At 59.5% G+C, this 26,374-nt stretch carries 25 protein-coding genes; 15 read left to right on the top strand and 10 right to left on the bottom strand.

The window, feature by feature from the left end:
- The first annotated feature begins 84 nt into the window (after positions 1–84).
- A complete protein-coding gene (locus ACR0K4_RS06025; protein WP_480853235.1) occupies positions 85–2,076 on the top strand; it encodes a tetratricopeptide repeat protein in 1,992 nt (663 codons plus the stop codon).
- Positions 2,077–2,105: 29 nt separating this feature from the next.
- Here ACR0K4_RS06025 and ACR0K4_RS06020 read toward each other — a convergent pair whose 3' ends face one another.
- Complete coding sequence (locus ACR0K4_RS06020) at positions 2,106–2,414, bottom strand: DUF6476 family protein (RefSeq protein WP_480516217.1); 309 nt, start codon at positions 2,412–2,414, stop codon at positions 2,106–2,108.
- On the opposite strand from ACR0K4_RS06020, the gene ACR0K4_RS06015 reads away from it, so the two are divergent.
- From ACR0K4_RS06015 to ACR0K4_RS05995, 5 genes are all read left to right on the top strand, one after another.
- Positions 2,413–3,447 carry an RluA family pseudouridine synthase gene (locus tag ACR0K4_RS06015; RefSeq protein WP_480853234.1) on the top strand — a complete coding sequence of 345 codons (1,035 nt, stop codon included), beginning with the start codon at positions 2,413–2,415 and terminating at the stop codon, positions 3,445–3,447. The two genes, ACR0K4_RS06020 and ACR0K4_RS06015, sit on opposite strands and share 2 nt — an antisense overlap.
- Before the next feature lie 147 nt (positions 3,448–3,594).
- The gene (gene rpoH, locus ACR0K4_RS06010) at positions 3,595–4,491 is read left to right on the top strand and encodes an RNA polymerase sigma factor RpoH (protein WP_480516221.1); all 897 of its coding nucleotides are present in this window, start codon (positions 3,595–3,597) and stop codon (positions 4,489–4,491) included.
- Between the two features lie 164 nt (positions 4,492–4,655).
- The gene (locus tag ACR0K4_RS06005) at positions 4,656–5,630 is read left to right on the top strand and encodes a Gfo/Idh/MocA family protein (protein WP_480853233.1); all 975 of its coding nucleotides are present in this window, start codon (positions 4,656–4,658) and stop codon (positions 5,628–5,630) included.
- 56 nt (positions 5,631–5,686) lie between these two features.
- Positions 5,687–5,956, top strand: coding sequence for a DksA/TraR family C4-type zinc finger protein (locus ACR0K4_RS06000; protein ID WP_480516225.1), 270 nt, complete (start codon positions 5,687–5,689; stop codon positions 5,954–5,956).
- Between the two features lie 12 nt (positions 5,957–5,968).
- Complete coding sequence (locus ACR0K4_RS05995; protein ID WP_480516227.1) at positions 5,969–6,862, top strand: DMT family transporter; 894 nt, start codon at positions 5,969–5,971, stop codon at positions 6,860–6,862.
- Between the two features lie 8 nt (positions 6,863–6,870).
- Here the strand turns inward: ACR0K4_RS05995 and ACR0K4_RS05990 are convergent, their stop codons facing one another.
- The 3 genes from ACR0K4_RS05990 to ACR0K4_RS05980 all read right to left on the bottom strand — a co-directional run bounded on the left by ACR0K4_RS05990 (position 6,871) and on the right by ACR0K4_RS05980 (position 10,041).
- Positions 6,871–8,691, bottom strand: coding sequence for a M3 family oligoendopeptidase (locus ACR0K4_RS05990; RefSeq protein WP_480853232.1), 1,821 nt, complete (start codon positions 8,689–8,691; stop codon positions 6,871–6,873).
- Positions 8,692–8,773: 82 nt separating this feature from the next.
- Complete coding sequence (locus ACR0K4_RS05985; RefSeq protein ID WP_480853231.1) at positions 8,774–9,751, bottom strand: alpha/beta fold hydrolase; 978 nt, start codon at positions 9,749–9,751, stop codon at positions 8,774–8,776.
- Positions 9,751–10,041: an SCP2 sterol-binding domain-containing protein gene (locus tag ACR0K4_RS05980; protein WP_480516233.1), complete on the bottom strand. Its 291-nt coding sequence runs from the start codon at positions 10,039–10,041 to the stop codon at positions 9,751–9,753. Before ACR0K4_RS05980 ends, ACR0K4_RS05985 begins: the two co-directional genes overlap by 1 nt.
- Before the next feature lie 70 nt (positions 10,042–10,111).
- Between ACR0K4_RS05980 and ACR0K4_RS05975 the strand changes: the two genes are divergently transcribed.
- From ACR0K4_RS05975 to ACR0K4_RS05950, 6 genes are all read left to right on the top strand, one after another.
- On the top strand, positions 10,112–10,681 hold the full coding sequence (locus ACR0K4_RS05975) for a tetratricopeptide repeat protein (protein ID WP_480516235.1): 570 nt from the start codon (positions 10,112–10,114) through the stop codon (positions 10,679–10,681).
- A gap of 21 nt (positions 10,682–10,702) precedes the next feature.
- A complete protein-coding gene (locus ACR0K4_RS05970) occupies positions 10,703–13,519 on the top strand; it encodes a helicase-related protein (RefSeq protein ID WP_480853230.1) in 2,817 nt (938 codons plus the stop codon).
- A gap of 6 nt (positions 13,520–13,525) precedes the next feature.
- Entirely contained in the window at positions 13,526–13,891 is a 366-nt protein-coding gene (locus ACR0K4_RS05965) for an RNA-binding S4 domain-containing protein (RefSeq protein WP_480516239.1), read from the top strand.
- A gap of 66 nt (positions 13,892–13,957) precedes the next feature.
- Entirely contained in the window at positions 13,958–14,296 is a 339-nt protein-coding gene (gene fdxA / locus ACR0K4_RS05960) for a ferredoxin FdxA (RefSeq protein WP_480516241.1), read from the top strand.
- 284 nt (positions 14,297–14,580) lie between these two features.
- Positions 14,581–15,090, top strand: a complete 510-nt coding sequence (locus tag ACR0K4_RS05955) for a CarD family transcriptional regulator (RefSeq protein ID WP_170572040.1) — start codon at positions 14,581–14,583, stop codon at positions 15,088–15,090.
- A 120-nt stretch (positions 15,091–15,210) separates the two neighbouring features.
- Positions 15,211–15,972 (top strand): ion channel, encoded by a 762-nt coding sequence (locus tag ACR0K4_RS05950; protein ID WP_480516243.1) that lies wholly within the window; start codon positions 15,211–15,213, stop codon positions 15,970–15,972.
- On the opposite strand, the gene cobS is transcribed toward ACR0K4_RS05950, so the two are convergent.
- On the bottom strand, positions 15,969–16,733 hold the full coding sequence (cobS, locus tag ACR0K4_RS05945) for an adenosylcobinamide-GDP ribazoletransferase (protein WP_480516245.1): 765 nt from the start codon (positions 16,731–16,733) through the stop codon (positions 15,969–15,971). The two genes, ACR0K4_RS05950 and cobS, sit on opposite strands and share 4 nt — an antisense overlap.
- Positions 16,734–16,812: 79 nt before the next feature.
- Here cobS and cobT point away from each other — a divergent pair, with 79 nt between their 5' ends.
- Positions 16,813–17,826 carry a nicotinate-nucleotide--dimethylbenzimidazole phosphoribosyltransferase gene (gene cobT / locus ACR0K4_RS05940; protein ID WP_480853229.1) on the top strand — a complete coding sequence of 338 codons (1,014 nt, stop codon included), beginning with the start codon at positions 16,813–16,815 and terminating at the stop codon, positions 17,824–17,826.
- Positions 17,827–17,859: 33 nt separating this feature from the next.
- Here the strand turns inward: cobT and ACR0K4_RS05935 are convergent, their stop codons facing one another.
- Both ACR0K4_RS05935 and ACR0K4_RS05930 read right to left on the bottom strand, forming a co-directional pair.
- A complete protein-coding gene (locus ACR0K4_RS05935; protein ID WP_480853228.1) occupies positions 17,860–19,743 on the bottom strand; it encodes a monovalent cation:proton antiporter-2 (CPA2) family protein in 1,884 nt (627 codons plus the stop codon).
- A gap of 18 nt (positions 19,744–19,761) precedes the next feature.
- Positions 19,762–20,217, bottom strand: a complete 456-nt coding sequence (locus ACR0K4_RS05930; RefSeq protein WP_170669588.1) for an Lrp/AsnC family transcriptional regulator — start codon at positions 20,215–20,217, stop codon at positions 19,762–19,764.
- Between the two features lie 147 nt (positions 20,218–20,364).
- Between ACR0K4_RS05930 and hppD the strand changes: the two genes are divergently transcribed.
- Entirely contained in the window at positions 20,365–21,462 is a 1,098-nt protein-coding gene (hppD, locus tag ACR0K4_RS05925) for a 4-hydroxyphenylpyruvate dioxygenase (protein WP_480516252.1), read from the top strand.
- Positions 21,463–21,506: 44 nt separating this feature from the next.
- Here hppD and ACR0K4_RS05920 read toward each other — a convergent pair whose 3' ends face one another.
- Positions 21,507–23,498: a hypothetical protein gene (locus ACR0K4_RS05920; RefSeq protein ID WP_480853227.1), complete on the bottom strand. Its 1,992-nt coding sequence runs from the start codon at positions 23,496–23,498 to the stop codon at positions 21,507–21,509.
- A gap of 164 nt (positions 23,499–23,662) precedes the next feature.
- Here ACR0K4_RS05920 and ACR0K4_RS05915 point away from each other — a divergent pair, with 164 nt between their 5' ends.
- Complete coding sequence (locus ACR0K4_RS05915) at positions 23,663–24,358, top strand: SIMPL domain-containing protein (RefSeq protein WP_480853226.1); 696 nt, start codon at positions 23,663–23,665, stop codon at positions 24,356–24,358.
- A 2-nt stretch (positions 24,359–24,360) separates the two neighbouring features.
- Here ACR0K4_RS05915 and ACR0K4_RS05910 read toward each other — a convergent pair whose 3' ends face one another.
- Together ACR0K4_RS05910 and ACR0K4_RS05905 are read right to left on the bottom strand one after the other, a co-directional pair.
- Positions 24,361–25,071: a GNAT family N-acetyltransferase gene (locus tag ACR0K4_RS05910; RefSeq protein ID WP_480853225.1), complete on the bottom strand. Its 711-nt coding sequence runs from the start codon at positions 25,069–25,071 to the stop codon at positions 24,361–24,363.
- Between the two features lie 4 nt (positions 25,072–25,075).
- Positions 25,076–26,368: an O-acetylhomoserine aminocarboxypropyltransferase/cysteine synthase family protein gene (locus ACR0K4_RS05905; RefSeq protein ID WP_480853224.1), complete on the bottom strand. Its 1,293-nt coding sequence runs from the start codon at positions 26,366–26,368 to the stop codon at positions 25,076–25,078.
- Between the last annotated feature and the right edge of the window lie 6 nt (positions 26,369–26,374).

Here is a 26,374-nt window from a genome sequence, read left to right as displayed (position 1 = left end):
CAAAGGGTGGACGGCCAAGGTGGCTGAGCACCTTGGGAGAGCCTGGCCCAAGGGCGCGCCTGCGCGTACTGCCGGGTTCCCCGTATGAGCAGCAACCGCGGGGTTTTCATTGGTCAGCGCAAGGACCGGATGGGTGCGCGCCTGCTCATGATGCTGACCTGCATCCGTCTGGCTCAGGATTACCAGACCGATTACCGGATCAACTGGTTTCCGCAAGGGGCTGACGCGCCGGAACTGGATCACCCGCAAGAGCTGTTCACCCATGACTGGATGACCTCGCATTTTCTGAATGCGCAGGATGTCGACGCCAAGATGCGTGATGCGCTGCCGGTCTGGAGCTTCCAGAACGATCCGACGTCTGAACGACTGAACGTGCATCTCGCATCGGGGCGTTCAGTGCTGGTCGAAGAGGGGTTCGAGGTATTGGCGTTCCCCTGGGAGGACATCGAAGCGATCCGTCCGCGTTACCGGGGTTTTATCCACTCGATCGGTTTCGCCGACGATATCCGGCCCATTATGAACCGGATCGACGAACAGCTGTCGGACAAAGGGGTCTCGGCCTATCACATCCGGCGTGGAGATATTCTGAACGGACTGCCTTGGAAGCACTCGACCTGGCCTGCCAAGATCGAACCCGAAGAGTTCTATGAGGCGCATCTGGAAAAGACCAAAGGGTCGACCGCCATCATGTTTTCCGACCAGCCAGAGTTGCTGAGCCGGTTCCAGGGCCGCTTTCCAAACTTGATGCAAATGTCAGATATTGCAGACCTTTCGGGTTTGACCCGGGCCAAGCGCGACTTTCTGGAACTTTATGCCATGTCGCGGGCCGAGCAGGTGATTGCCCCCTTTATCTCGGCCTTTTCCATGGCAGCAGCGCGGATTTCCGGCCAGCAACGCAAAGTGTTCCGGGATGTTCTGACCGAGACCGAGATTCAACAGGTCAATGACAGGGTGATTGATCGCGTCGCTCAGGGACCCGGTGCTTTTCTGAACCCGTCCGAGGCGGCGCATGTGTATTCCAAGGCGGCCCAGTATCTGGTGGCGCAGGATCGCTGTCAGGAAGCGTATGATCTGGCGCAACCCATTCTGGACGCCGGGGCCGACAATGCCTTTTTGCCGTTGCTGCAGGCGTTGAACAGTTTCTACCTTGGAAAGTGGAAAGACAGCGATCAACTGGCTGCGGATGGGTTGGAAACTGCGCATCTGTGGCCCGAGGATTATGCCGTCCTCAGTGCCTTGCGCGGGGCCATTCTGGGTGCCCAAAAGAAACGTTGGGCTGCGACGCGTCATTTCGTGAAAGCGTTTTGGGCCAAGCCGTTACGACCTGATGTTGTTGTTCTGGGGTCGCGGATGCTGTACCGCGATCAACTGGCTTTTCGGATGTTGCCGCCGGTCGATTGGGCGATGCAGAAGCAGATACGCCAACGTCGCTTTCCGCCGTTCAACAACCTCTATTTGGTGCAGCACAAGGTGATTGCCCGGCAGCCCTGCAACTTTGACCTCGTTCTGTTGGATTGGTCCGATCTGGCGCTCGACCAGAAAGCCCGGCGGTTGTTTGACAATCACACCCGATTGCAAGCTCTGCAAAAGGCGCTGGAGAATGTCACAGTCGTGCCTGCGGATGACCCGCGCCTTGTGAGTGTTCAGTCTCAGTTGGCCTATCGCCTGGGTGAGATTTCCGGCGCGGACGCGATTGATATCGCGCGATCAGTCACAAGAGATATCCCGGAAGACGCCATTTTTCACAAGCGGTTATCCGATATTCTGGAAGTTGAAGGGGATGTGGATTCCGCGCGGACGGCCATGGACGCGGCGCTGAGCTGTGATCCCGAAAGCCCGTTCCTGATCTTTGCCAAGGGACGTTTGATGGAGCGGCTTGGCAAGGTAGGACAGGCAGAGAAACTGATCCAAAAAGCGGCTGATCTGGATGAGGTCACCGTCGCGATACAGGGCGCAGCCGGGCAGGTTTCCTTGCGGCGCGGGGAAAAGCAAAAAGCACGCAAATACCTGGAGCGTGCTCGCGACCTGTATCCACCATTCAAGAGGTTCCATAACCAGTTGAAACGGATTTCGTAGCTGCGAACCTGTGGCTGGCGGTGTGGCTGTCAGCTATCCGGAACAGCAATCTCTTGCCGCAGCTTGCCGGTTGTTTTGTCAAAAATCAGGATGCGGTTGTCATCGGTGACAACGGCGTACCAGTTGTTTCCGATGGTCAACGCCTGCGCCCTCGCACCGTCCGGTAATTCGATCTGATCGGGCAGTTTGGGTGTTCTGTCGGTTAGACGGATGACAATCAGGGCGAATGTCACTAGAACCCCGCCAATCATCACCGCGGTCAACAGCATGACCATGCGCCGCAACAGCCTGAGTTGTGGCGTTTCCTGCGGTTCCTGAGGTTCGGAAGGGTCAGTCATGGGCACCCGCCTGATAGAGTTCGTCATCGCGGCCGCGCCGCCACCCCGCCTTGATAAGGCGCTTGCGCGGGATGTGCCAGAGCAAGAAAACCTGTCCCGCACACGCCTTGGCCGGCTGATCGAAGAGGGCGCCGTGTCAATCGATGGCGTCGCTGTGTATGACCCCAAGGCCAGGGTTTCGGAAGGTGCGCAGGTCGGCGTTCGGATTGCAGAGGCCGAGGATAGCCATATCGGACCCGAGGACATTCCTCTGGATGTGGTTTTCGAAGACGACGATTTGATTGTGGTCAACAAACCGGCAGGCATGGTGGTCCATCCGGCTCCGGGCTCTCCCAGCGGAACATTGGTCAATGCGCTGCTGCATCATTGTGGTGATGACCTTTCAGGCGTAGGCGGGGTCAAACGGCCCGGCATCGTGCATCGGATCGACAAGGAAACCAGCGGTCTTCTGGTGGTGGCGAAATCCGATGCCGCCCATCACGGGCTGGCGGCGCAGTTCGAAGCACACAGCGTTGAGCGTTATTACCGCGCCATATGCTACGGGGTGCCGGACGCCAACGATCCGCGCCTTCGGGGCGTCAAAGGGGTCAGTTTCGAGCCCGGTAACATCATGCGGCTGACAACCCAACTAGCGCGACACAAGACTGACCGGCAGAAACAGGCTGTCGTCTTTCATGGCGGACGACACGCGGTCACCCGGGCGCGCATCGTCGAGAGTTTTGGGGCGCCAAAGTCACTCTCGTTGATCGAATGCTGGCTGGAAACCGGGCGCACGCATCAGATACGTGTGCACTTGGCCCATGCGGGTCATGGCCTTGTCGGTGATCCGGTCTATGGCGGAAAGCGCAAGCTCGCCGCGCGCGCCTTCAGTGCCGATGCGGTCGAGGCGGTGCGTCTTTTCCCACGTCAGGCGCTGCACGCTGCTGTTTTGGGGTTCAAGCACCCCGTAACTGGCGAAAGCCATCGCTTTGAAGCCCCGTTACCTGAGGATATGGAGACCCTGTTGGCGGGTTTGCGCCAGCCCGAGGCGTAATTCGCAATGCCTTGTCAAAAGGTCATTTTCAGCTTTTCTTTACATTCAGTTAATTCCAAACTGTTAACGGTACCACTTGAAAGTGCTGGGTGATGTACCCATATCGCATGTTAAGGGATTAAACATTTGTCCAAGGGGCAGACTTAAATGGCAAATTACAAAAATCTTCCCGCGCCGACACCCGAAGGTGGACTGAACCGCTATATGCAGGAGATTCGCAAGTTTCCTCTGCTGGAGCCGGAAGAAGAGTACATGCTGGCCAAACGCTGGGTCGAAGAACAGGATACCGAGGCCGCGCACAAGATGGTCACATCGCACCTGCGTCTCGCAGCCAAGATCGCCATGGGTTATCGCGGCTATGGCTTGCCGCAGGCCGAGGTGATTTCGGAGGCCAATGTGGGCCTGATGCAGGCGGTCAAACGGTTCGATCCGGAAAAGGGTTTCCGCCTTGCGACCTACGCGATGTGGTGGATTCGCGCCTCGATCCAGGAATACATCCTGCGGTCTTGGTCGCTGGTGAAACTGGGTACGACATCGGCGCAGAAAAAGCTGTTTTTCAACCTGCGCAAGGCCAAGGCGCGCATTGGCGCGTTGGAAGAGGGCGATCTGCATCCCGATAACGTCGCCAGGATCGCCAATGATCTTGGCGTCACTGAAGAGGAAGTCATTAGCATGAACCGCCGCATGTCCGGCGGCGATGCCTCGCTGAACGCGACCGTCGGGTCCGAGGGCGAAGGCACCATGCAGTGGCAGGATTGGCTTGAGGATGAAGATGCCGACCAGGCCGGCGATTATGAGGCGCGGGACGAACTGGATGCCCGTCGCGAGTTGCTGGCTGCCGCGTTGGATGTTCTGAATGATCGTGAAAAAGACATTCTGACCCAACGCCGTCTGATGGATCAGGTCGTCACGCTGGAAGACCTGAGCACGCAGTACAATGTCAGCCGCGAGCGGATTCGTCAGATTGAAGTGCGCGCCTTTGAAAAACTGCAAAAGAAAATGCGCGAACTGGCGCGTGAAAAGGGGATGCTGGGCTCGGCCTGATTGACCCGTTTTCTCAAGCATCAAGCCGGTCTGATTTCCGTCAGGCCGGTTTCCTCGCGTATAGGTGAGCGTGACAGGCATGACAGACGGGCCCGCTGTTGGTAAAAGACCTGAAATTCGATAGCGCTAACGACGCGCGACGCGCGCACGACAGAGGGACGATCATGCAAAAACCGGTTCAATGGGGTATTCTTGGGGCCTCGAAATTCGCGCGCGAACAGATGGCGCCTGCTATTCACGCGGCTCATGGCGCGCGTTTGGCCGGGCTGGCCACATCCGACCCGGTCAAGGCCGAACCGTTTCAGCAGTTTTGCCCGGATTTGAATGTTTATGGCAGCTATGACGCGTTGTTGGCGGACCCGGCAATCGACGCGGTCTATATCCCGCTGCCCAACCATCTTCATGTGGAATGGAGCCTGAAGGCGTTGGACGCGGGCAAGCATGTGCTGTGCGAAAAACCGATGACAATGAAGGCGGAAGAGTTCGATCAGCTGATCGCGAAACGGGATCAGACCGGCCTGCTGGCAGCTGAGGCCTATATGATTGTCCATCACCCGCAATGGCAACTGGCACGCAAACTGATTACCGACGGGGCGATCGGCAAACTGGTGCATGTGACCGGCGTGTTCAGTTATGACAACCGTGCGGATACAGGCAACATCCGCAACCGTCCGGAAACCGGCGGCGGCGGACTGCGCGATATCGGAGTGTATGTGATCGGCAGCGCCCGGTTCGCATCGGGGCAGGAGCCCGCTTCGGTCACCAGCGCAATCCGGTGGGAGAATGACGTGGATGTCTTCACCGAGATTCGGGCGCGGTTTCCCGATTTCACCTATTCGGCATACGTCTCGACCCGAATGCACCCGCATCAGGAAATGGAGTTTCACGGCGAAGGCGGTGTTATCCGCCTGACGGCACCGTTCAACGCGCGCCTCTTTGGTGAGGCACGGGTTGAGCTGCACCGCCCGGGTCTGGAACTCCAGGTCACTCGCTTTCCTGGCGACGATCAGTACAAGCTGCAGGTCGAAGCCTTTGGACGTACCGTGCGCGAAGGGGCCGAGTATCCCTGTCCGCTTGAATTCGCACGTGGCACCCAAGAGGTGATTGACCGCGTGTTCGAGGGTGCTGCGCCCTTGTAACTTGTCACGGGCAGGGCAGCTTGATTAATCTGGTTTGACCAGATCAGGAGGATGCAATGGCGGGCGGCTGGGCGCGCGACGGCGCGGTGAGTGAACAGATCGAAGCGTCGATTTCGGATGAACTGGCACGGATGCAGGCGCAAAAGCGTCCTGTGGGTGAAAGCCTGACCCATTGTGCTGAATGCGAAGAACCCATCCCCGAAAAACGCCGCATCGCGCTGCCGGGGGTCAAGCTGTGTCTGGATTGCCAGCAGGACCGCGACAGCAGCTTCAAGGCACGTGGTGGGATCAACCGGCGCGGGTCTAAAGACAGTCAGCTCAAATAGCGCGAGGCGCCGGTGCAAGACACATCGCAAAGATCGTCTTGGTTTCAGAGCGGTCTGGTTCTGGGTTTTCTCGCGGCGTTTCTGTGGGGCACGCACAGCGTCATCGTGCGCTATCTAACAAGCGATTTGGGCGGGTTGCAGATCGCAGTGTCGCGTCTGTTCATTGCGGCGCTTGCGATCTATTGCATGTTGCGGTTGATGAAAGCCCAGGTTTCGATCCGGTTTGGAGACTGGAACTTTCGGCTGGCGGTTTTGTCGACCGTGATAAATTACATCCTGTTTCACATAGGGTTGGAGCATACAGGTGCAGCCAACGCCATGGTGTTGGAGAACACCGCCCCTTTCTTCGTACTTCTTTTTCTGTATTTCTTTGCGGATACCACCGTTGCGCGCAGGGATGTGCTGGCGACGATCTTGGCGATCCTTGGTGTGTTTCTGACTGTTTATCGCGACTTTCAAGGCGGCGGAGAACCTTTGCTGGGCGACCTGATGGAGATCGGAGCAGGGCTGAGCTGGGCGGTGTTTCTGATCTCAAGCAGTCGCGCGATGCAGGCGTCGCAAACCACCGCCGAACGGCTGAATTTCCTGTTCGGCATCTTCCTGTGCTCAGGCGTGATGTTGGTGCCGTTGGCAGCCTTCTCCCTGCAGATGCCCACCGCTAACGATCTTGTTTTCCTGATCCTGCTGGGCGTCTTGCCGACCGCGCTGGCCTATTACCTGTGGTACGAGGCCGCCGCGCGGGTTTCGACCCTGACGGCGACCCTGATGTTTGCGGCTTCGGTTGTGTTCACCTTCCTCAACGCGGCTCTGTTTCTGGGCGCGACCATCACGCCGCTTGCCGTTTTTGGCGCAGTACTGATCGTTGCAGCCATCTTCCTGACCACGTTGAAGAAGACCGACGAATAGGGGCTGGATCAGCCCTCCATCGCTTCCAATTCATCGATAAAGCCCGAGATCATCGACAGGCCTTTATTCCAAAAGGCGGGGTCACTGGCGTCCAATCCAAAGGGGGCCAGCAGTTCCTTGTGATGCTTGGAACCTCCGGCGCGCAGCATCTCGAAATACTTGTCTTCGAATCCGTCCGCGCCGCTTTCGTAAACCGAATAGAGCGCATTCACGAGACCATCGCCGAAGGCATAGGCGTAGACGTAGAAGGGCGAGTGGACGAAATGCGGGATGTAGGCCCAGAAGGTCTCATAGCCCTCCATGAACTCGAATGCGGGTCCAAGGCTTTCGGCCTGAACGCTCATCCAAAGGGCGTTAATGTCATCCGGGGTCAGCTCACCCTCGCGGCGCGCGGCGTGGAGTTTGCATTCGAAATCATAAAACGCGATCTGGCGGACCACCGTGTTGATCATATCCTCAACCTTGCCTGCCAGCAGCACCTTGCGCTGTTCCGGGGTTTCGGCCTGATCCAGCATTTTGCGGAAAGTCAGCATTTCGCCAAATACGCTGGCGGTTTCGGCCAGTGTCAGAGGCGTAGACGACAACATCTCGCCCTGATCGGCGGCCAGCACCTGATGCACGCCGTGGCCCAATTCGTGCGCCAGCGTCATCACATCGCGCGGTTTGCCCAGATAATTGAGCATCACATAGGGGTGTACGTCCGTGACGGTCGGATGCGCAAACGCTCCGGGGGCCTTGCCGGGTTTGACTGCTGCATCGATCCAACCCTTCGAGAAGAAGGGAGACGCGATCTCACCCATACGTGGATCAAAGGCGTTATAGGCATCCATAACGGTTTTCTCGGCCTCGTCCCAACCGACGATGCGGGTGTCTTCCATCGGCAGCGGTGCGTTGCGGTCCCAGACCTGCATCACGTCCAGTCCCAACCATTTGCGCTTCAACTCATAGTAGCGATGGCTCAGCTTGGGGTAGGCGGCAACGACCGCCTCGCGCAGGGCCTCGACCACTTCGGGTTCGACGTCATTAGACAGGTGGCGGCCGGTCTGCGCGGTCGGCATGTTGCGCCAGCGATCAACGATTTCCTTTTCCTTTGCCTGCGTGTTGTGAACGCGGGCAAAGGTTTTGAGGTTCGCCTGAAACACGTTTGCCAGCTCACGTGCGGCAGCTTCGCGCTTGGCGCGGTCCTGTTCCGTCAGCAGGTTCAGCGTGCCTTCGATGTTCAGCTCTTCCCCATCGACGGTAAAGGTCAGGCCAGCAATGGTTTCGTCGAACAGGCGTTCCCAGGCATCTCCGACAACGCCCAGATCATGCATGAATTTCTCAAGCTCATCCGACAGTTGATAGGGCTTCATCGCCCGAATACGGCGGAACACAGGCTCATAGCGTGCCAGATCGGCATTGGCCGAGAAATGTGACTTCAGCACATCATCATCGATCCGGTTGATCTCGAGCGTGAAAAACACCAGAGGCGTGGTAAAGATCGTGATCTTTTCCTGCATGTCCGACAGGAATTTGGCGCGATCTGCATCGGTGGTCAGCTGATAATAACGCAGACCGGCAAAAGACATTATGCGCCCGGCGATGCCGTTGATTTTCTCGTTGCGATGAACGCAGCGCAAAAGACCTGCGGCATCCAGATCCGCCAGCTTGCCCTCATAATCCGCTGCAAAAGATGCACATTCACCTTCCAACCAGTCCAGATCGCGCGCCAGTTCGGGCGCGTCTTCCGAGGTATATAGATCGCTGAGATTCCATTCCGGCAGGTTGCCAAGGTTGTCGGCCCCTCCAACTGCGTTTGCGTCACGGACTGGAAAGGGAAGGTCGCGCATGGATCACCTCGATAAATCTGCTTTGGCAAACATCTAGGCCCGAGGGGCGGGGATCACAAGCGGCCTTTGATCACAGAGTGACTTACTTGGACAGGATCATTGAGGACGAGGCGTTTGCTCCGGCGCTGGTAAAGTGCGTTGCCAATTGTTCGAACACCGGCCCGCGCACATCGGGGCCTTCCATCAGAACTTCGTGTTCGCCGTCCGGAATCTCGACCAGAGTGCCGCTGGGCCAGTCTGCCATGCGTGCGCGGATCGCCTTGCGATCGACGATCTGTTCGTGGCTGCCCAGAAAAGTCAGTGCGGGTATTTCCGGGGCGTTCTGATCCATCAGCCATGCACATTCATCCAGTGCCTCGCGCAGCCAGATGGTGGATGGCGCGCCCAGAGCAAGCTCGGGATGAGCCGTCAGCTGGTCTTTCATCATCTGGTACATCGCAGGATCGCGGGTCAGAACGTTGCCGTCGAATGGCTGCGAGGACACATAGCTTTCCAGCGACGTCGTGGGCGGCGTTTTCTCGCCCAGACCTATCTTGGGTCCCCAATAGGCCGTCAACCGGCTGAGCGGCTTCATCAGCGGAGTGAAAAAGATCCCCCACATCGGGCCGGTAAAGGCGCAGGCGGTGAATTGGTCGTTCTCAAGAACGGTTCGCAGGCCGATTGCGCCGCCCATGGAATGCCCGATCACGTACCACGGTTTTGGAAGATTCAGTTCGACCGCCAACTCCAGCGTGGCGGCAACGTCATGCTGATAGTCGGTAAACACGTCCACATGTCCGACGCGAGGGTCATCCAGCAGGCGGTCAGCCAGCCCCTGTCCGCGCCAGTCAATCGCGAGCGTAGCAAAGCCGCGATCCACGAATTCACGGGCGGTATCGCCGTATTTCTCGATATATTCGGTGCGGCCCGGGAACAGCATAACGGTGCCGACTGCCGCACCCTCGGGCAGCCAATGACCGACACGAATGCGTTTCCCGTCGGCAGTGGTCACCCAATGCGCGGTGCCACCGGCAGGACGGCCGGCCACGTCTTCGAAAAAGGGGGCCGGCGTTGCTGTCATCAGGCTAACGCCGATGCCAGTTGCATCGCAACACCCATGTCGCCATCCACGGTCAGCTTGCCCGACATGAACGCGCCCGTGGGGTTCAATTCGCCGCTAAGGATCTGTTCGAACGTCTCGGCATCTGCGCTCATGGTCACTTCGGCATCTTCGTCGCTGACGCGCGCGCCACTGGCATCCAGTACGATCGAGCCGAGGTCTGCGATGTCAAATTTTGCCGACGCGCTGAAGCCGCCATCCGCCAGTTTTTCATTCAGTGCGGCTGCGGCCTTTTCCAGAGTATCGCTCATACTTTTCCTCACTTTGAATTGTGCGCCGAGAATGGACATCCTGAGGCGCTGCGCTACAGTGACCAATGTTATGAGCATTGCAAGCACCAAACTCAAAGGTATCGTTGCGGCAACAGTGTTGCTAGTCACGTATTCCACCAATTCTTTGGCGCAGCAGGCCGATTCCCGTGACGAATCCGAACTGCTGGGTAAGCTGGCGCAGGCCTCGCCCGAACAGGCCGCCGGGTTGGACCGTCAGCTCAAGGCGTTGTGGTCGCAGTCCGGATCGGCCTCGGCGGACTTGCTGCTGGAACGCGCGCGTGAGGCTTTGGACGATGGTGATGTGGCAGCGGCCATCGATCATCTGACGGCGCTGACGGACCACGCCCCGGACTTTGCCGAAGGCTGGTTCGTACGGGCCTCGGCCTTTTTTGGCATCGACCGGTATGGAATGGCGGCTGCGGACCTGGAACATGCGCTGACGCTGAACCCCAACAATTACGAAGCGATCTATGGTCTGGGCCTGATCTTCGAGGTTCTGGATAAGCCGCAACAAGCCATGGATGCATATGAGCGGGCACTGGCTATACATCCTCATCACGAAGAAGTAACCAAGGCCGTGAATCGATTGAAGCCTCGGGTCCAGGGATCGTCCCTCTAACAACCGGGGCAGGGGGCAAAGGTGAGCGGGTCATCCCGAATCGTGGCCGTACTTGGCCCGACCAACACAGGTAAAACTCATTACGCGATTGAACGTATGCTGGGCTACCGGACGGGTGTCATCGGTCTGCCGTTGCGACTGCTGGCGCGTGAGGTCTATGACAAGATCGTCGCCATTCGCGGGCCGTCGGTCGTGGCGCTGGTGACGGGCGAAGAGCGCATCGTACCGCCGCGCACGCAGTACTGGGTCTGTACGGTCGAGGCGATGCCCGAAGGGATGGGCGCGGATTTCGTGGCCATAGACGAAATCCAGCTTTGCGCCGATCCGGAACGGGGCCATGTGTTCACCGATCGTCTGCTGCGGTCCCGTGGCACGCACGAGACTCTGTTTCTGGGGTCCGACACCATGCGCGGTACTATTGCGGCGCTGGTGCCAGAGGCGCAGTTCGTCCGGCGTGAGCGTATGTCGCAGCTTGTCTATTCGGGCTCCAGGAAGATCAGCCGGATGCCCGCGCGCAGTGCGATCGTCGGTTTCTCGGTCGATAACGTTTATGCCATTGCCGAACTTCTACGTCGCCAAAAGGGCGGGGCGGCGGTGGTCATGGGTGCGCTCAGCCCGCGTACCCGGAACGCACAGGTCGATTTGTACCAAAATGGCGAAGTCGACTATCTGGTCGCCACCGATGCCATCGGCATGGGCCTGAATCTTGATGTGGACCATGTGGCGTTTTCATCGCTGACCAAGTTCGACGGGCGGCGGATGCGCGCTTTGGCCCCGAATGAGCTGGCTCAGATCGCGGGGCGCGCCGGGCGTGGTATGTCCGATGGCACATTTGGTGTGACTGGCGAGGCCCCTCCGCTGGACGAGGGCGTGGCTCAGGCGATCATGGACAGCCGCTTTACGCCTATGAAAAAGCTGAACTGGCGGAATGCCGCTTTGCGGTTTGGCTCGATCGAGGCGCTGATCGACTCGTTGGAAATCAGCCCGAACGACGAACATCTGGTCAAGGCGCGGCCCGCCGATGACCTGAATGCGCTGAAGTCGCTGTCGCAAGTGACCGAAGTGATCGCCCGCGCCAGTGACCCGCAATCGGTCCGGTTGCTGTGGGATGTCTGCCGAATCCCCGATTTTCGCGGCATCAGCCATGCCGAACATGCCAGCCTGCTTGAGGTGATCTATGGCCACCTGCACGAACGCGGGTCCATTCCCGACGACTTCATGGCGCGGCAAATCCGCCGGATCGACCGAACGGACGGAGATATTGATGCGCTCTCCAAAAGGTTGGCATATATTCGCACCTGGACATATGTTGCGCAGCGAAATGGCTGGGTGCGTGACGAATCCCATTGGCGCGCGGAAACGCGCACTGTAGAAGACAGGCTGTCGGACGCTCTGCATGACCGTTTGACCCAACGATTTGTGGACCGGCGCACATCCGTGTTGCTGCGCCGGCTCAAACAGAAGGAGGCCCTTTTGGCCGAAGTAAATGACAAGGGTGAAGTGACCGTCGAAGGCGAATTCGTCGGTCGTCTGGAAGGGTTCCGGTTTAGCCCGGACAAAGCAGCGCAGGGAACCGAGGCGAAAGCTTTGAAGTCCGCGTCTTTGCAAGCACTCGCACCGCAATTCCATCTGCGTGCCGACCGCTTCTACAACGCGCCCGATACCGAAATTGATTTCACCGATCAGGGCGGCCTGATGTGGGGCGAATACGCTGTCGGCAAGCTGGTTGCCGGGGCAGAGCCCTTGAAACCGGTTGTCGAGGTGTTTGTGGACGAGGCCGCAGGCCCGGACGTCGAACAGAAAGTGCAGCGCCGCCTGCAGCATTTCATCGACCGCAAAGTGGCTGCTCTGTTCGAGCCGCTTTTGAACCTGTCACGCGACGAGGAACTGACCGGTCTCGCCAAGGGCTTCGCCTTCCGCATGGTTGAGGCGCTGGGCGTGCTACCGCGCGCGCAGGTTGCGCAAGAGGTCAAGGATCTGGATCAGGACGCCCGCGGCGCGCTGCGCAAGCACGGCATCCGCTTTGGTCAGTTCACCATCTTCATGCCTCTGCTGCTGAAACCCGCGCCGACGCGTCTGCGTCTGGTTCTGTGGGCGCTGTCGGGTGGTCTGCAGGAATTCCCCGAAGCGCCGCCTCCGGGTCTGGTCACCGTGCCCGTAGCCAAGGATGCGCCGCAGGGCTATGACACCATGTGTGGCTACCGCGATGCCGGTGAGCGTTCGATCCGCATCGACATGCTGGAACGTCTGGCCGACATGCTGCGCGCCGAAGACAGCCGGGGCGGGTTCGAGGCCAAGGCCGACATGCTCTCGATCACCGGCATGACGCTGGAACAGTTCGCCGACCTGATGCAGGGCTTGGGCTACAAGGCCGAGCGTGGCGAGCGTGAAAAGGTCAAGGCCGCACCGGTCGAACAGCCTGCCGCAGAAGCGCCTGAGCAACCTGTCCCCGAAGAAAACCCGGCAGAAGCCGTTGCGACGGAGGAGGCGAGTGCACCCGCCGAGGCGTCAGCCGAGGCCACCAACAGCACCGAGGCGGAAGCCGAGGCCCCGGCGGCAGAACAGCCGGTGGAACCTGCATCAGACGAACCCGAGGTTGAGGTCTTCTATACCTTCACATGGGGCCGACAGCGCCAGCCGAACCGCGGCCCGCGCCGCGAACAAGGGCAGGGCAAGGGCAAGCCGCGCGGCAAACCTCAGGGCAGGCCGCAGGGTAAGAAGGGTGGCAAGCCTCAGGGGGCCAAATCCTTCTCGTCGCGGCCTCCGAAGAAGGAAAAGGCCATCGATCCCGACAACCCGTTTGCCGCCGCGCTGATGGGTCTGAAGGACGGCAACTAAAAGCCGATGGCCGAGGCCAAGCTGCGGATCGACAAATGGTTGTGGCAGGCGCGGTTCTTCAAGACCCGCAGCCTGTCCGCCAAACAGGTCAGTGGCGGCCATGTCCGGCTGAATGGAAACCGGGTGCTAAAGCCGGCGCAGGTTGTGGCTCCCGGTGACGTTCTGACCTTTCCACAAGGTCGCATCGTCCGTGTTGTCCGGATCGAAGCACTGGGTGACCGGCGCGGTCCTGCGTCCGAGGCACAAACGTTGTATACGGATTTGACCGAAAAACAGGACAAGCCGTCGAAAAACCCGGGCTATGAAGGAAAAGGTCGTCCCACCAAGAAAGATCGGCGCGCACTTGATCTTTCTCGTACGCAAGATGGCTGATCTTCCCTTGAAGAAGGGGCGATACTGATTTAGCTAGTCGCTCAAAGCGCAAATAGGAAACCCACGATGACCTACGTTGTCACTGAAAACTGCATTGGCTGCAAATACACCGACTGTGTCGAGGTATGTCCGGTGGACTGTTTCTATGAAGGTGAGAACACGCTGGTCATTCATCCGGATGAATGCATTGACTGCGGTGTGTGTGAACCGGAGTGCCCCGCCGACGCGATCCGCCCGGATACCGAGCCGGGCATGGATTCGTGGGTCGAATTCAATCGCAAATATTCGGAAATGTGGCCAGTGATCGTCACCAAGAAAGATCCGCTCCCCGAAGCCGAAGAACGCGACGGGGAAGAGGGCAAAATGGAGAAATATTTCTCCGAAGCGCCGGGCGAAGGCGGCTGAGCGATTCGCCCCTGAAATCCCGGTAATATGCAGGTGAGACCAGGTATAAGTTGCTGGGATCAAATGTGAATACCTGCATTTGGGTGTGTCGGCCTTTTGAGTGTCGCAAATTTGTGATATACTCATATCCTGAATGATGACTGTGATTGGGATGCACTCCACAAGTATGCTCGCTTTGGAGTACTGAATTATTGACAAAATCCCCACCTGACAGAGCCGCATTGTTGCTCTGGCCAGTGTGTTTTGTTGTGTGTGACCCGGTCTGAAACCAAGGAAGAACCTGAATGTCCAAGTCGAAAAAGCTCGAGTTCCGCCCCAACGATTATGTTGTCTACCCCGCACACGGCGTGGGTCAGATCATCTCGATCGAAGAGCAGGACGTCGCCGGATTTTCACTCGAGCTGTTCGTGATCTCGTTTGAGAAAGACAAGATGACCCTGCGTGTGCCAACCAATAAGGTGACTGAATCCGGTCTGCGGTCGCTCAGCTCGCCGGATGTGATCAGCCAGGCGATGAAGACGCTGAAGGGCAAGGCCAAGGTCAAACGGGCCATGTGGTCGCGTCGGGCGCAGGAATATGAGCAGAAAATCAACTCGGGTGATCTGATTTCGATTGCCGAAGTTGTGCGCGACCTGCACCGCACCGACGATCAGCGCGAGCAAAGCTATTCCGAGCGCCAGCTGTACGAAGCCGCGCTGGAACGTCTGACCCGCGAGGTTGCCGCCGTTTCGGGCGCAGATGAAATCTCTGCCGCAAAGCAGGTGGACGAGGTTCTGACTTCGCGCGCTGCCTGATCGCCGAGATATCGTTTTCTGGCCGTCCCTGTCGGGGCGGCCTTTTTTGTGCCGGTTTGCTTGGTCTGGCGGTGAATTTCCGTTAGTTTTCCGTCATGTGACGCGGCATGCGGGGGCGGCATGAAAAAAACGGTCAAAGCGCTCTATATCGGCAGAGGGCCGGTATCTGTTTGGTTCCGCTATGGTTTGATCCTGTTTGATACCGCATCGATCGTGTTTTTTGTCGGCACCGCAAACATTCCGCACGGGCCGGGCCTGACGGCCGCCAGCCTTGGTGTCGGGCTGTTGATCTTGCTGGATTTTCTTGCCCGCATGTGGATCGCGAAAGATCGGTGGAAACTGCTACGTAAAATTTACACACTGGCCGATATCGTGGTGATCGTGACGCTGTTGCTCGACCCGTTTCTGACCGGTAATCTGGCGTTTCTTCGAATCCTGCGGGCCTTGCGTCTGATCCACTCCTACCAGTTGCTGCGGGACCTGCGGCGCGACAGCCCGTTTTTCCGAACCCACGAGGACGCTGTGATTGCGGCGGTGAACCTGTTGGTGTTCGTCTTCGCGACATCGACTGCCGTCTTGGTGTTCTTCATCCCGGATACCAGTCAAACCCCGTATATCGACGCGCTTTATTTCACTATGGCGACGCTGACCACGACGGGGTTCGGGGATATTACGCTGCAGACACCTGCGGGTAAGATTTTCTCGGTCTTTATCATGGTGGTCGGGGTGGCGCTGTTCGTGCGCTTGGCACAGGCGATTTTCATGCCTCAGAAGGTACGGCACAAATGCCCCAGTTGCGGGCTGTATCGGCATGACCCGGATGCGGTTCATTGCAAGCATTGCGGGGGCACGCTGCGGATTGAAACCGGCGGCTTGTCCTAGATCAGCGCGATCAGGGTCAACAGGAATGCGATCTCGGAGATCTGTTGCGCCGCGCCCAGAATATCTCCTGTCTGGCCGCCGATTTTCGATTTGGCAATGGAGCCGACCAGTGCGGCGGCAATCAGGGCAACAACCATCGGCAAAATCGCACCCGACCCCAACAGCAAAACCGACAGAGCGATGGCAAGCCCCAGACCGGTCAAAACAGACAGGGCCGGAGGCGTGCCGACGCTTTGGCTTAGCCCGGATTGCCGTGCATTTCTCATCGTAAGCATAAGTCCCGGCAAAAGGGCGCGAGAGAAAAGGGAGGCCGCGAGGACACCCGTCAGCAGACGCGCATCCAGCAAAGTGACCACGGCGGCGATCCTCAGGGCCTGAGACAACATCAGCGACAGAACCCCATAGGTTCCGATATGGCTGTCCTTCATGATCTCAAGCCGCCGTTCGGGTGTAAATCCCCCCCACAGCCCATCGACCGTATCGGCCAGCCCGTCTTCGTGCATCGCACCGGTGGTGACAATCAGAATGGTCACCAGTCCAATGGCGACAGCTATAACGGGAAGTCCTAGCCATAGCCCGATCCAGCCAATCCCGCAGGCAAGGGCCGCCACGATCAGACCTGCAATGGGAAAGGCCCAGGCAGCCTTGGCCTGGCGGGCAAACAGGGCCTCTTGCAGGCGCGGCAGCGGCAGACGTGTCAGCAAGACCAGCGCAAGCGGGATATCCCACAGGGAAAACGGGGTGGTGTCGTTTTTGTGCACTCCCAGGCCTTTCCGGGTCTTGTTGCTTTGGCAGCATTGGTTAAACACGCAGGACCACTCAGATGCAACGAGGCTTTGAATGCTGCCCGAACTCACCGACCTGAACAGTCTTCGTACGGCGCTGACGGATGCGCCCGGCCCCGATCAAGTCGCCGATCAAGGCGCGCGCGCGCGCAACGGTCAGTTGACCAAACCGCCGGGCGCGTTGGGCAGGCTCGAGGATCTGGCCATCTGGTACGCGGGTTGGCGCGGTGACGCGCAACCGCAGATCACCGCGCCTCAGGTCATTGTGTTTGCTGGCAATCACGGGGTGACCGCGCAGGGCGTATCGGCGTTCCCGCCGGAAGTCACCGTGCAGATGGTCATGAATTTCGAACATGGCGGTGCGGCAATCAACCAGTTGGCCAAGGCCGCAGGGGCCAAAATGGATGTTCACGCCCTGGAGCTGGACAACCCCACGGCAGATTTCACTCAAGGCCCTGCAATGAGTGAGGCCGAGGTGCTGAGTGCGCTGCGCACCGGATGGCAGGCGGTGGACCCGCACGCGGATGTACTGGTGGTCGGTGAGATGGGCATCGGCAACACGACCCCCGCCGCCGCCATCGCCTGCGCGCTGTTCGGAGGCGACGCGTCGGATTGGACGGGCAGGGGCACCGGTGTCGATGATGCCGGGTTGGCCAACAAAACGCGGGTCGTGGCCGAAGGTGTCGCTTTGCATGGTCAGACAGATGACGGGCTGGACATCTTGCGCTGCTTGGGCGGGCGCGAAATTGCGGCCATGGCGGGTGCAATCGCCGCCGCTCGGGTCCTGCGGATTCCGGTCATTCTGGATGGCTTTATCTGCACCGCCGCTGCGGCCTGTCTGGCACGGGTATCGGACACGGCTCTGGACCACGCGGTTGCGGGCCATCAAAGTGCCGAAGGCGCGCATGGTGCGATGCTGTCCCGGTTGGGAAAGGCGCCGTTGCTGAACCTTGGGCTGCGGTTGGGGGAAGGGTCAGGCGGCGCGTTGGCGATCAATATCCTCAGAAGCGCGGTGGCCTGCCATTCGGGTATGGCGACCTTTGCCGAAGCGGGCGTTTCCGACGGGTAACGCGGCGGCCTGACCACCACGGTGGGGTTTTGGTCAGGCCCGCTGTTTCTCGTGTTCTTCGGCCAATTCTAGCAACGCAGTTTCAAGGTCTTTGTCCAGTTGCCGCGACCGTTCGATGTATTTCTTGTTCTCGGCGGTTGCCATGCCGGGTATCCACAGCTCGGCCAGTTCCCGGACAGACATACGATCGTGGTGGTAAAAGGTCTGCTCGGCCTGCGCCGCCTCGTACTCGCTGAGCCCTATGTTCTCCAGCACATAGCGCCCCGCCCGCAGTGAACCGTCGAACATCTCGCGCACGATGTCATTGGCACCGGCCTGATAGAGCTCGTAAACGTGGTTGCGGTCGCGCGCACGGGCGATGATGTGCAGGTCGGGCCGTTGGCGGCGCGCATAGCTGACCAATCGGGTGACCTGTTTATAATCGTCCATCGCCGCAACCAGAACTGACGCCTTTTCCAGCCCCGCCGCCCGCAGCAGTTCGGGGCGGGTGGGATCCCCCAGAAAGCCCTTGACCCCAAATCGCCGCATCAGCTGGATCGTTTCGATATCATGGTCCAGAACCACGGTTTTGAAACCGCTTGCACGCACCAGTCGGTTGACGATCTGACCAAACCTGCCAATTCCCGCGATGATGACAGGCCCTTTCTCGTCGATCGTATCGGGTTCGACCTGCGGATTGCTGTCGACCAGAAACCGGTTGATCAGATCATAGATGATGAACAACAGCGGGGTGATCAGCATCGTCAAGGCGATGATCATCAGCAGCTTTTGCGACAGGTCCGGCGGGATGACATTCTGTTGCGTCGAAAAGGCCAGCAGGACAAACCCGAATTCACCGGCCTGCGCAAGGCCAAGCGTGAACAGCCAGTGGTCGCGTTTGTGCAGTTTGAAGGCGCGCCCGACCGCAAACAGAATGATGCCTTTGACAAGGATCACCAGCAACGCCAGCCCAATCAGGTCAAACGGATCGTTGAAGAAATAAGCGACGTTGATGCCTGCTCCGACCGTGATGAAGAACAGACCCAGCAACAGCCCCTTGAACGGCTCAAGGTCGCTTTCCATCTCATGCCGGAATTCCGAGCTGGCCAGAACAACGCCCGCCAGAAACGCGCCCAGAGCGGGCGACAGTCCGACCAGCGTCATCAGGAAGGAAATGCCCACCACGATCATCAAGGCCAGCGCGGTATACATCTCGCGCAGGCGCGTGGCGTGGATGAAGCGGAACAGCGGGCGTGTCAGGTAGATACCGGCCAGTATCACAAAGGCGATGACACCGATGGTGACCAGTGTCACCGCCCACCCGGGAAGCCCTTCGACAAGGGACAGGGTGTGGTGATGATCTGCGCCATGCGCCGCCTCGCCGCCACGGGAGATCGAGCCATCATTCTGAAGTGTTGCCATCGGCGGAAGAGCCAGCAATGGCAGCAAGGCCAGAATGGGGATGACCGCGATATCCTGCGTCAGCAGAACGGAAAACGTGGCCCGACCGCCGTTGGTCTGCATCAGCCCTTTCTCGGACAGGGTCTGCAGCACAATCGCTGTCGAGGACAATGACAGTGTCAGTCCCACCGCCAGCGCTATGGACCACTGATGGCCCGCGTAGAAGGTTACCGCTGCAATCACCAGCGTCGACACACCCACCTGCAACCCGCCCAAGCCCAGCAGCTTGTCGCGCATGTCCCAAAGGGCGCGGGGCTCCAGCTCCAGCCCGATCAGGAACAGCATCATGACCACACCGAACTCGGCCACATGCTGCAGGCTCTCGGTCTCGGCGCCGACCAACCCGAGGATCGGGCCGATCACAAGACCGGCTGCCAGATACCCCAGAACCGAGCCCAGACCAAGGCGCGCCGACAGGGGCACGGCGATCACGGCCGCAGCCAGATAAATCGATGCCTGATAAAGGAATTCGTTCATTGTCTTTTCCCTGAGCCTCTAGGTCGGCAATGGCGCATCGCGTTTCAGCTGGTCCATGACAATCTGGCTTTGGACCCGCGCAACCGCAGGATGCGGCAGGATCACTTCGTGAAGCAAGCTGTTGAGTGCGGATAAGTCGTCACAATAGACGTGAAGCAGATAATCTGCCTCGCCGGTCATCGTCCAGGCGCTGCTGATTTCGGGGCGGGTGTTGACCATGCGGGCAAAGCTGGCGGATTGATCCGGGCCATGAGTGCCCAGATGCACCTGAATGAACCCCTGCACTTGCAGCCCTAGCTTCAGCGGGTCCAGACGGGCGGTGTATCCGGTGATATAGCCCTCGGCCTCAAGCCGCTGTCGGCGGCGACCCGCCTGACTGGCGGACAGGTTCAGCATCTCGCCCAATTGGTGCGCTGTCAGATGGGCATCTTTCTGCAAAGCTGACAGCAGTCGCGTGTCTGTCGCATCCAGCATGTGCGGCTATTCCTCGGATTCTGCCCTTTTTGCGCGGTCTTTGCGCGCTTGACGCTAGTTTACACGAAAACAACGCGCAGAAACAGCGTGGATTAAGGCTTATTTTTGAATCAGCAATAAATTTCCTGTTTACCACGGAGACGCGCAATGGGTCCTTTCCCGCACAATGCCCCCAAATCTGTCATCACCGAAGAGAACCCCGCTGGTACGGATGGATTCGAGTTCGTCGAATTCGCGCATCCCGAACCGCAGGAGCTTCGCGACCTGTTTGCCCGCATGGGGTTCGAATATGTCGGATATCACCGCAACACACCGTCGGTCGAACTGTGGCAGCAAGGCGATGTCACCTACATCCTGAACGCGGACCCTGACAGCTATGCCGCGAAATTCGTGGACGAACACGGCCCTTGCGCCCCGTCGATGGGCTGGCGCGTTGTGGATGCGCAAAAGGCCTATGAACACGCGATTGCCAAAGGGGCCGAGCCGTATGACGCAGCCGACAAGACCATGGGCGTGCCTGCCATCAAAGGAATCGGCGGTTCGCTGATCTATTTCATTGATCAGTATTACGACACATCGCCCTACAACGAAGAATTCGAGTGGCTGAAACAATCCAAGCCGGGCGGTGACGGGTTCTATTACCTCGACCACCTGACCCATAACGTGTTCAAGGGCAACATGGACAAGTGGTTCAAATTCTACGGTGATCTGTTCAATTTCCGCGAAATCCGGTTCTTCGATATCCAGGGCAAGTTCACCGGGCTTTACAGCCGCGCGCTGACCTCACCCTGTGGTCGCATTCGCATTCCGATCAACGAAGATCGGGGCGAGACCGGGCAGATCGTGTCCTACTTGAAAAAGTATAAAGGTGAAGGCATCCAGCACATCGCGGTGGGCAGCGACGACATCTACGCTTCGACAGATGCGATCGCGGAAAAGGGTCTGAAGTTCATGCCCGGCCCGAACGAGACCTATTATGATCTCTCCTATGATCGTGTGACCGGCCATGATGAGCCCAAGGACCGGATGATGAAACACGGTATCCTGATTGACGGCGAAGGCGTCGTGGACGGCGGCGAAACCAAGATTTTGCTGCAGATCTTCTCGAAAACCGTTATTGGCCCGATCTTCTTTGAGTTCATTCAGCGCAAGGGCGATGACGGGTTCGGCGAAGGAAATTTCAAAGCGCTGTTCGAATCCATCGAACGCGAGCAGATCGAGGCTGGGGAAATCTCCGCCGCATAATCTGAGCCAAGGCAATATGACACTGGGCCAAGGGTGGCCCGGTGTTATCCGCTGGGTATTTTGAGCGTCACGTTGCGGCCGCCTTTTTGGTACCGCAACTCGCTGTCGCCGATGGCGATAACGTTGCCGCCGTCGATGCGATCCCCGATTTTCAGTTTTCTGTAACGCCCGCTGGGCAACCGCACCAATGCCCGGCGATTGGCGGTTGTGCCATAAACCCCGATCAGGTTGAGTTTGCGCAGATTGATCGCATTGTCGATCGTGGCCTGTCGCGCAACCGAGGCCGTTGTCGGGATTTTGGGTTTGACCGTTTTGGGCTGGAACGAACCGGCCTCGTCGCTTTTGGCCGTGACATTGGCCGTCGAGCCCAGCGGCGCCTTGGCGTCACCCGGTTTTTGTGCGACCAGCGCGGCGATGTTGGGCGATCTGGGCTTGGGGCGCGGAACCCGAACGACGGCCAGCGCCGTTGGGGTATGGTCCACTTCGGGCGGCACTTCCAAACCCTCGGGGCGCAGCTTGGGGCGGATGACGGCCAGTTCTTCGCGCGACCGCCCCCCCAGTTGGTCACGTTCGAATTGATCGACCAGATTGGCGGGGCGCGGCCGAGGGCGAAAGCCTGCCAATCGGGTGTCGGCCTCGGATTCGGCTTCGGTCGGATCGGCCTCGAACCGGACCGGAGGTTCTGGTGGCACCGATGACGGGCGTCCGAGGTAGACCATGATGCCGTCGGGGTTCAGCGTTCCGTCCCGGCTCGGAGACACAAGACCCCGCTCATCCAGTTCAAATCGCTGACCGGCCTGACCGGGTAGGGCCACGACCTCGACCGGTGCATCCGTGGTCAGGCTGTCAAAACCGGGCAGAGCGACCGCATCCTGCGACAAATCCGATCGGTCGACCGAGCTGAGATAGATGTCGCCCAACCCCCTGACCGCTGGTGGGGACAACGCTGCCGGGGCACGTGGTGCTGTGCCGGTAAAGTCGCGAAACACAGGGTCGTTGCTGACATCCGGCGAGATAAGTTCGACCGGTTTGGGCGCAACATTCAGCGCTTCGAAAATGGGGTCACTGGTTAACGCCTCCAGAATAGCCTCATCCGTGGGTGAAAGGGGTGGCGAGTCCTCGGTCGTCGGCTCTTGCGGTTTGGCGGGCAGCGCCGCGACTTCGGGCGCGGGTGGCTCGGTCTGTGGCACCGTGTTCGCCTGGTTGGCGGAAGGGGCCTCGGGAAGCGTCGGCGCGTCTGCCACTTCGACCCGTGGCTGAGGAGGTGTCACGGTCGCATTGGTGCTTTCAGCAGGGACACCGCTGTCCTGAGGCTGAGACGGACGCAGCGACCAGACCCCCAGCACCATCCCGAACAGGACAGAGGCCGCCACAACCGGCACCAGCAAGCGCCCTCGCTTGCCCGAAAACACGCCTGTTGGCGTGCTTTCCGGCTGGACCGAGCGAAACGCCTCAGGATCGGCGGCTTGCGCGATCTGATGCACCAGAGGGGCATCCTGGTCGGCGTCGTCTTTCACAGCGTCTTGGGGCTCGTCCGACGGTTCTGTGACAAAGGGCGTCATCTCGGCGGTCAGTTCAAACTGCGGGTCTGTCAATGCCCCCAATTCGGTGGCGCATAGGCAGAACCGTTCAGGCACGAACCCATATGTCCGGGCGAACTCGCTGGCCTCGACCAGGGTTGATTTGGCGACCGCAGCAACCTGCGTAGCCTGATCGTCCGCTGATAAGGTATAAGCCAGATCATCCAAGTCATAGGGAGTGGCCCCGGCCAATATGTCCCGAATGGCTTGTTCTCTGGCCTCAGGTGTCAGTTCAGCCACATCGACGGTCAGAATTCGCACCTGGTCCGGCGGAATGATCAGCCGGCAGCTCAGGTCATGTTCCAGCGCGAAGCCCTGATCGCGCAGGGCTTGCATATCAGCGGCCAGGTCCGTTTCGGTCAATGCAACGGTGCCGATGCAATACCAGTCACCATCGGACCAGTGATGCAGGGAAATGCCGTTTTCAGAAAATGACAGCGCAAAGGCGGGTTTCATAATCCGGATGAACCATAATTGTCAGCTTCAGTGCAAACGCTCTTGCGCCTGCCCAACGAGATTAGAGCAGGATCCCGCCGAGGGAAAGAAAAAGCCGTGTGACCCTCTTGTTATGTCGGGCGGCAAACGCCCATCTATGGTGCAAGTCAACAGGAGGGATCACCTTGAAGACACTCGCTTTTCTGGCCGCCATGACGGCCGCCGTCGCAGCGATGCCTGCCGCTGCGGAAGAACGTCGCATTACCGTCAGCGGCGCGGGCACGGCCCTGTCCGCACCCGACATGGCAACGATCACCCTAGGCGTCACCAATCAGGATGCGCAGGCCTCGGTCGCGATGCAGGCCACGTCTGATGCGGTGACGCAGATTCTGCAGCGTCTGGATGAGATGGGTTTGGACGCGCGCGACGTTCAGACCCGCGATCTGTCCCTGTCTCCGGTCTGGTCCGGACGAACAGGGCAAAACAACGAGCCCCCCGAGATCACCGGGTTCACGGCCTCGAACCGGGTCTTTGTGCGCGTGCGCGCGCTGGACGATCTGGGCGCCATCATGGATGCCGTCATTCAGGACGGGGCCAATGCCTTTGGCGGGTTGAGCTTTGGCGTGCAGGATCCCAAACCGCTTGAGGCCGAGGCCCGCGCGCAAGCCGTGGCAGACGCCAAGGCCAAGGCCGAGCAACTGGCAGAAGCCGCGGGGATAACCTTGGGCCAGATCGTGTCGATCAACGATCAGGGGGGTGGTGTGCGCCCGGTGGCGCAAATGCGCGAAATGAGTCTGGCCGACGCCGGGGCGGTGCCCGTCGCGGCGGGCGAAATTTCAGTGTCGGTCAATATCTCGATGGTGTTCGAAATCGCCGAATAGGATCAGATGTGGGCGCGGGCTTGCAACGACTGACGTTGTTGGCCCGCGTCATCGAAGTTCGCGGGGTCAAGCCAGGCTTCGAACGCATCCCGGATACGCGGCCATTCGCTATCGATGATCGAAAACCACGCCGTGTCCCGGTTACGGCCCTTGTAATGAGTGGCCTGCCGGAAGATGCCCTCGAAGGTAAAGCCCAGCCGCTCTGCGGCACTTCGGGAAGGGGCATTCAGTGCGTCGCATTTCCATTCATAGCGACGATATCCCAACTCGTCGAATACCCGTCGCATCATCAGATACATGGTCTCGGTCGAGGGCGGCTTGCGCTGCAGCAGGGGCGAAAAGTGGATATGCCCGACCTCGATGGCACCCGCTGCAGCATCGATCCGAAGGTACGAGGCCATCCCGACCGGAATGTCCTGCGCATCCAGAACCGTGTGGAACATCGGGTCCGCATCCATGCAGTGGGACTGCGCCCAGTCAAAGAATTCCTGCTCGCGCCTGAACGGTCCGTAAGGCAGGTACGTCCAGTTTCGCCCCTCGGCATCCTTGGCAAACGCCCGGTACAATCCGGGCGCATGCCGGTTCACGTCAAGAGGCACAACCGAGCAATACCGGCCTTCCATCGGTGTGTAGGGCGGTGTCGGGCGTGGGAATTCGCCCGACACCGGTCGTCCGATGGGTTGACCCAGATCGTTGGTGTCATGCCCGGCCATGGCCTCAGGCCGTCGCCTTGGACAGGGCCTGATCCAGATCAGCAATCAGATCGTCCGCGTCTTCGATCCCGATGGACACACGCACGACACCCGGACCGGCACCGGCCGCTTCTTGCTGTTCGGGGGTCAACTGACGGTGGGTGGTCGAAGCCGAGTGGATGATCAGCGACCGCGCATCGCCAAGGTTGGCTACATGGCTGAAAATCTCCAGCGCATTCACCAGCTTGACGCAGGCGTCATAGCCGCCTTTGACCGCAAAGGTGAACAGCGCGCCTGCGCCCTTCTTGTACTGCGCCTTGACACGGTCGTGATAGGCCGACGAGGGCAGGCCCGCATATGTCACGTAGTCCACGCGGTCATCCGCTTCGAGCCATGCCGCGATCTTCTGGGCGTTCTCGACATGGCGCTCCATCCGCAGCGACAGGGTTTCGATCCCCATCAGCGTGTAATGCGCGGCCTGCGGGTTCATCGTCATGCCCAGATCGCGCAGGCCGATGGCGATGCTGTGGAAGGTGAAAGCCAGCGGGCCGAAGGTCTCGTGGAATTTCAGGCCGTGATAGGCTGGTTCCGGTTCACTGAGCGAGGGGAACTTGTCGTTCGCCGACCAGTCGAACTTGCCCGAATCCACAATGCAGCCGCCGGTGACGGTGCCGTTGCCGGTCAGGTATTTGGTGGTCGAGTGCACAACAAGAGTGGCACCGTGTTCGATCGGGCGGCACAGGTAGGGCGTGGCCGAGGTGTTGTCGACGATCAGCGGAATGCCTGCTGCGTCGGCCACATCCGCCAGCGAACGGATGTCGGTGACATAGCCGCCGGGGTTGGCGATGGATTCGCAGAACACCGCGCGGGTGTTTTCGTCGATGGCGTCCTTGACCGCGTCCAGATCATCGGTGTCGACAAACTTGGCCGACCAGCCAAAGCGTTTGATGGTCTGGCTGAACTGCGTGACCGTGCCGCCATACAGACGGGTCGAGGCCACCACGTTGCATCCCGGTCCCATCAGCGGGAACAGCGCCATGATCTGCGCCGCGTGGCCCGAGGAACAGCAGACCGCGCCAACGCCGCCCTCAAGCGTCGCCACACGTTCCTGCAGCACGGCAACGGTCGGGTTGGTCAGGCGGGAATAGATGAAACCCACTTCCTGCAGGTTGAACAAGGCGGCGGCGTGTTCGGCATCGCGGAAGACATAGGCGGTGGTCTGATAAATCGGCGTCTGGCGCGCGCCTGTAGCAGGGTCGGGGCGGGCGCCTGCGTGAATTTGCAGCGTGTCGAAACCGTAGGTTGGGCCGTCTGACATCTAAGA

It is taken from the genome of Ruegeria sp. K11, assembly GCF_056531905.1.
This window is presented reverse-complemented; position numbering and strand designations above follow the sequence as displayed.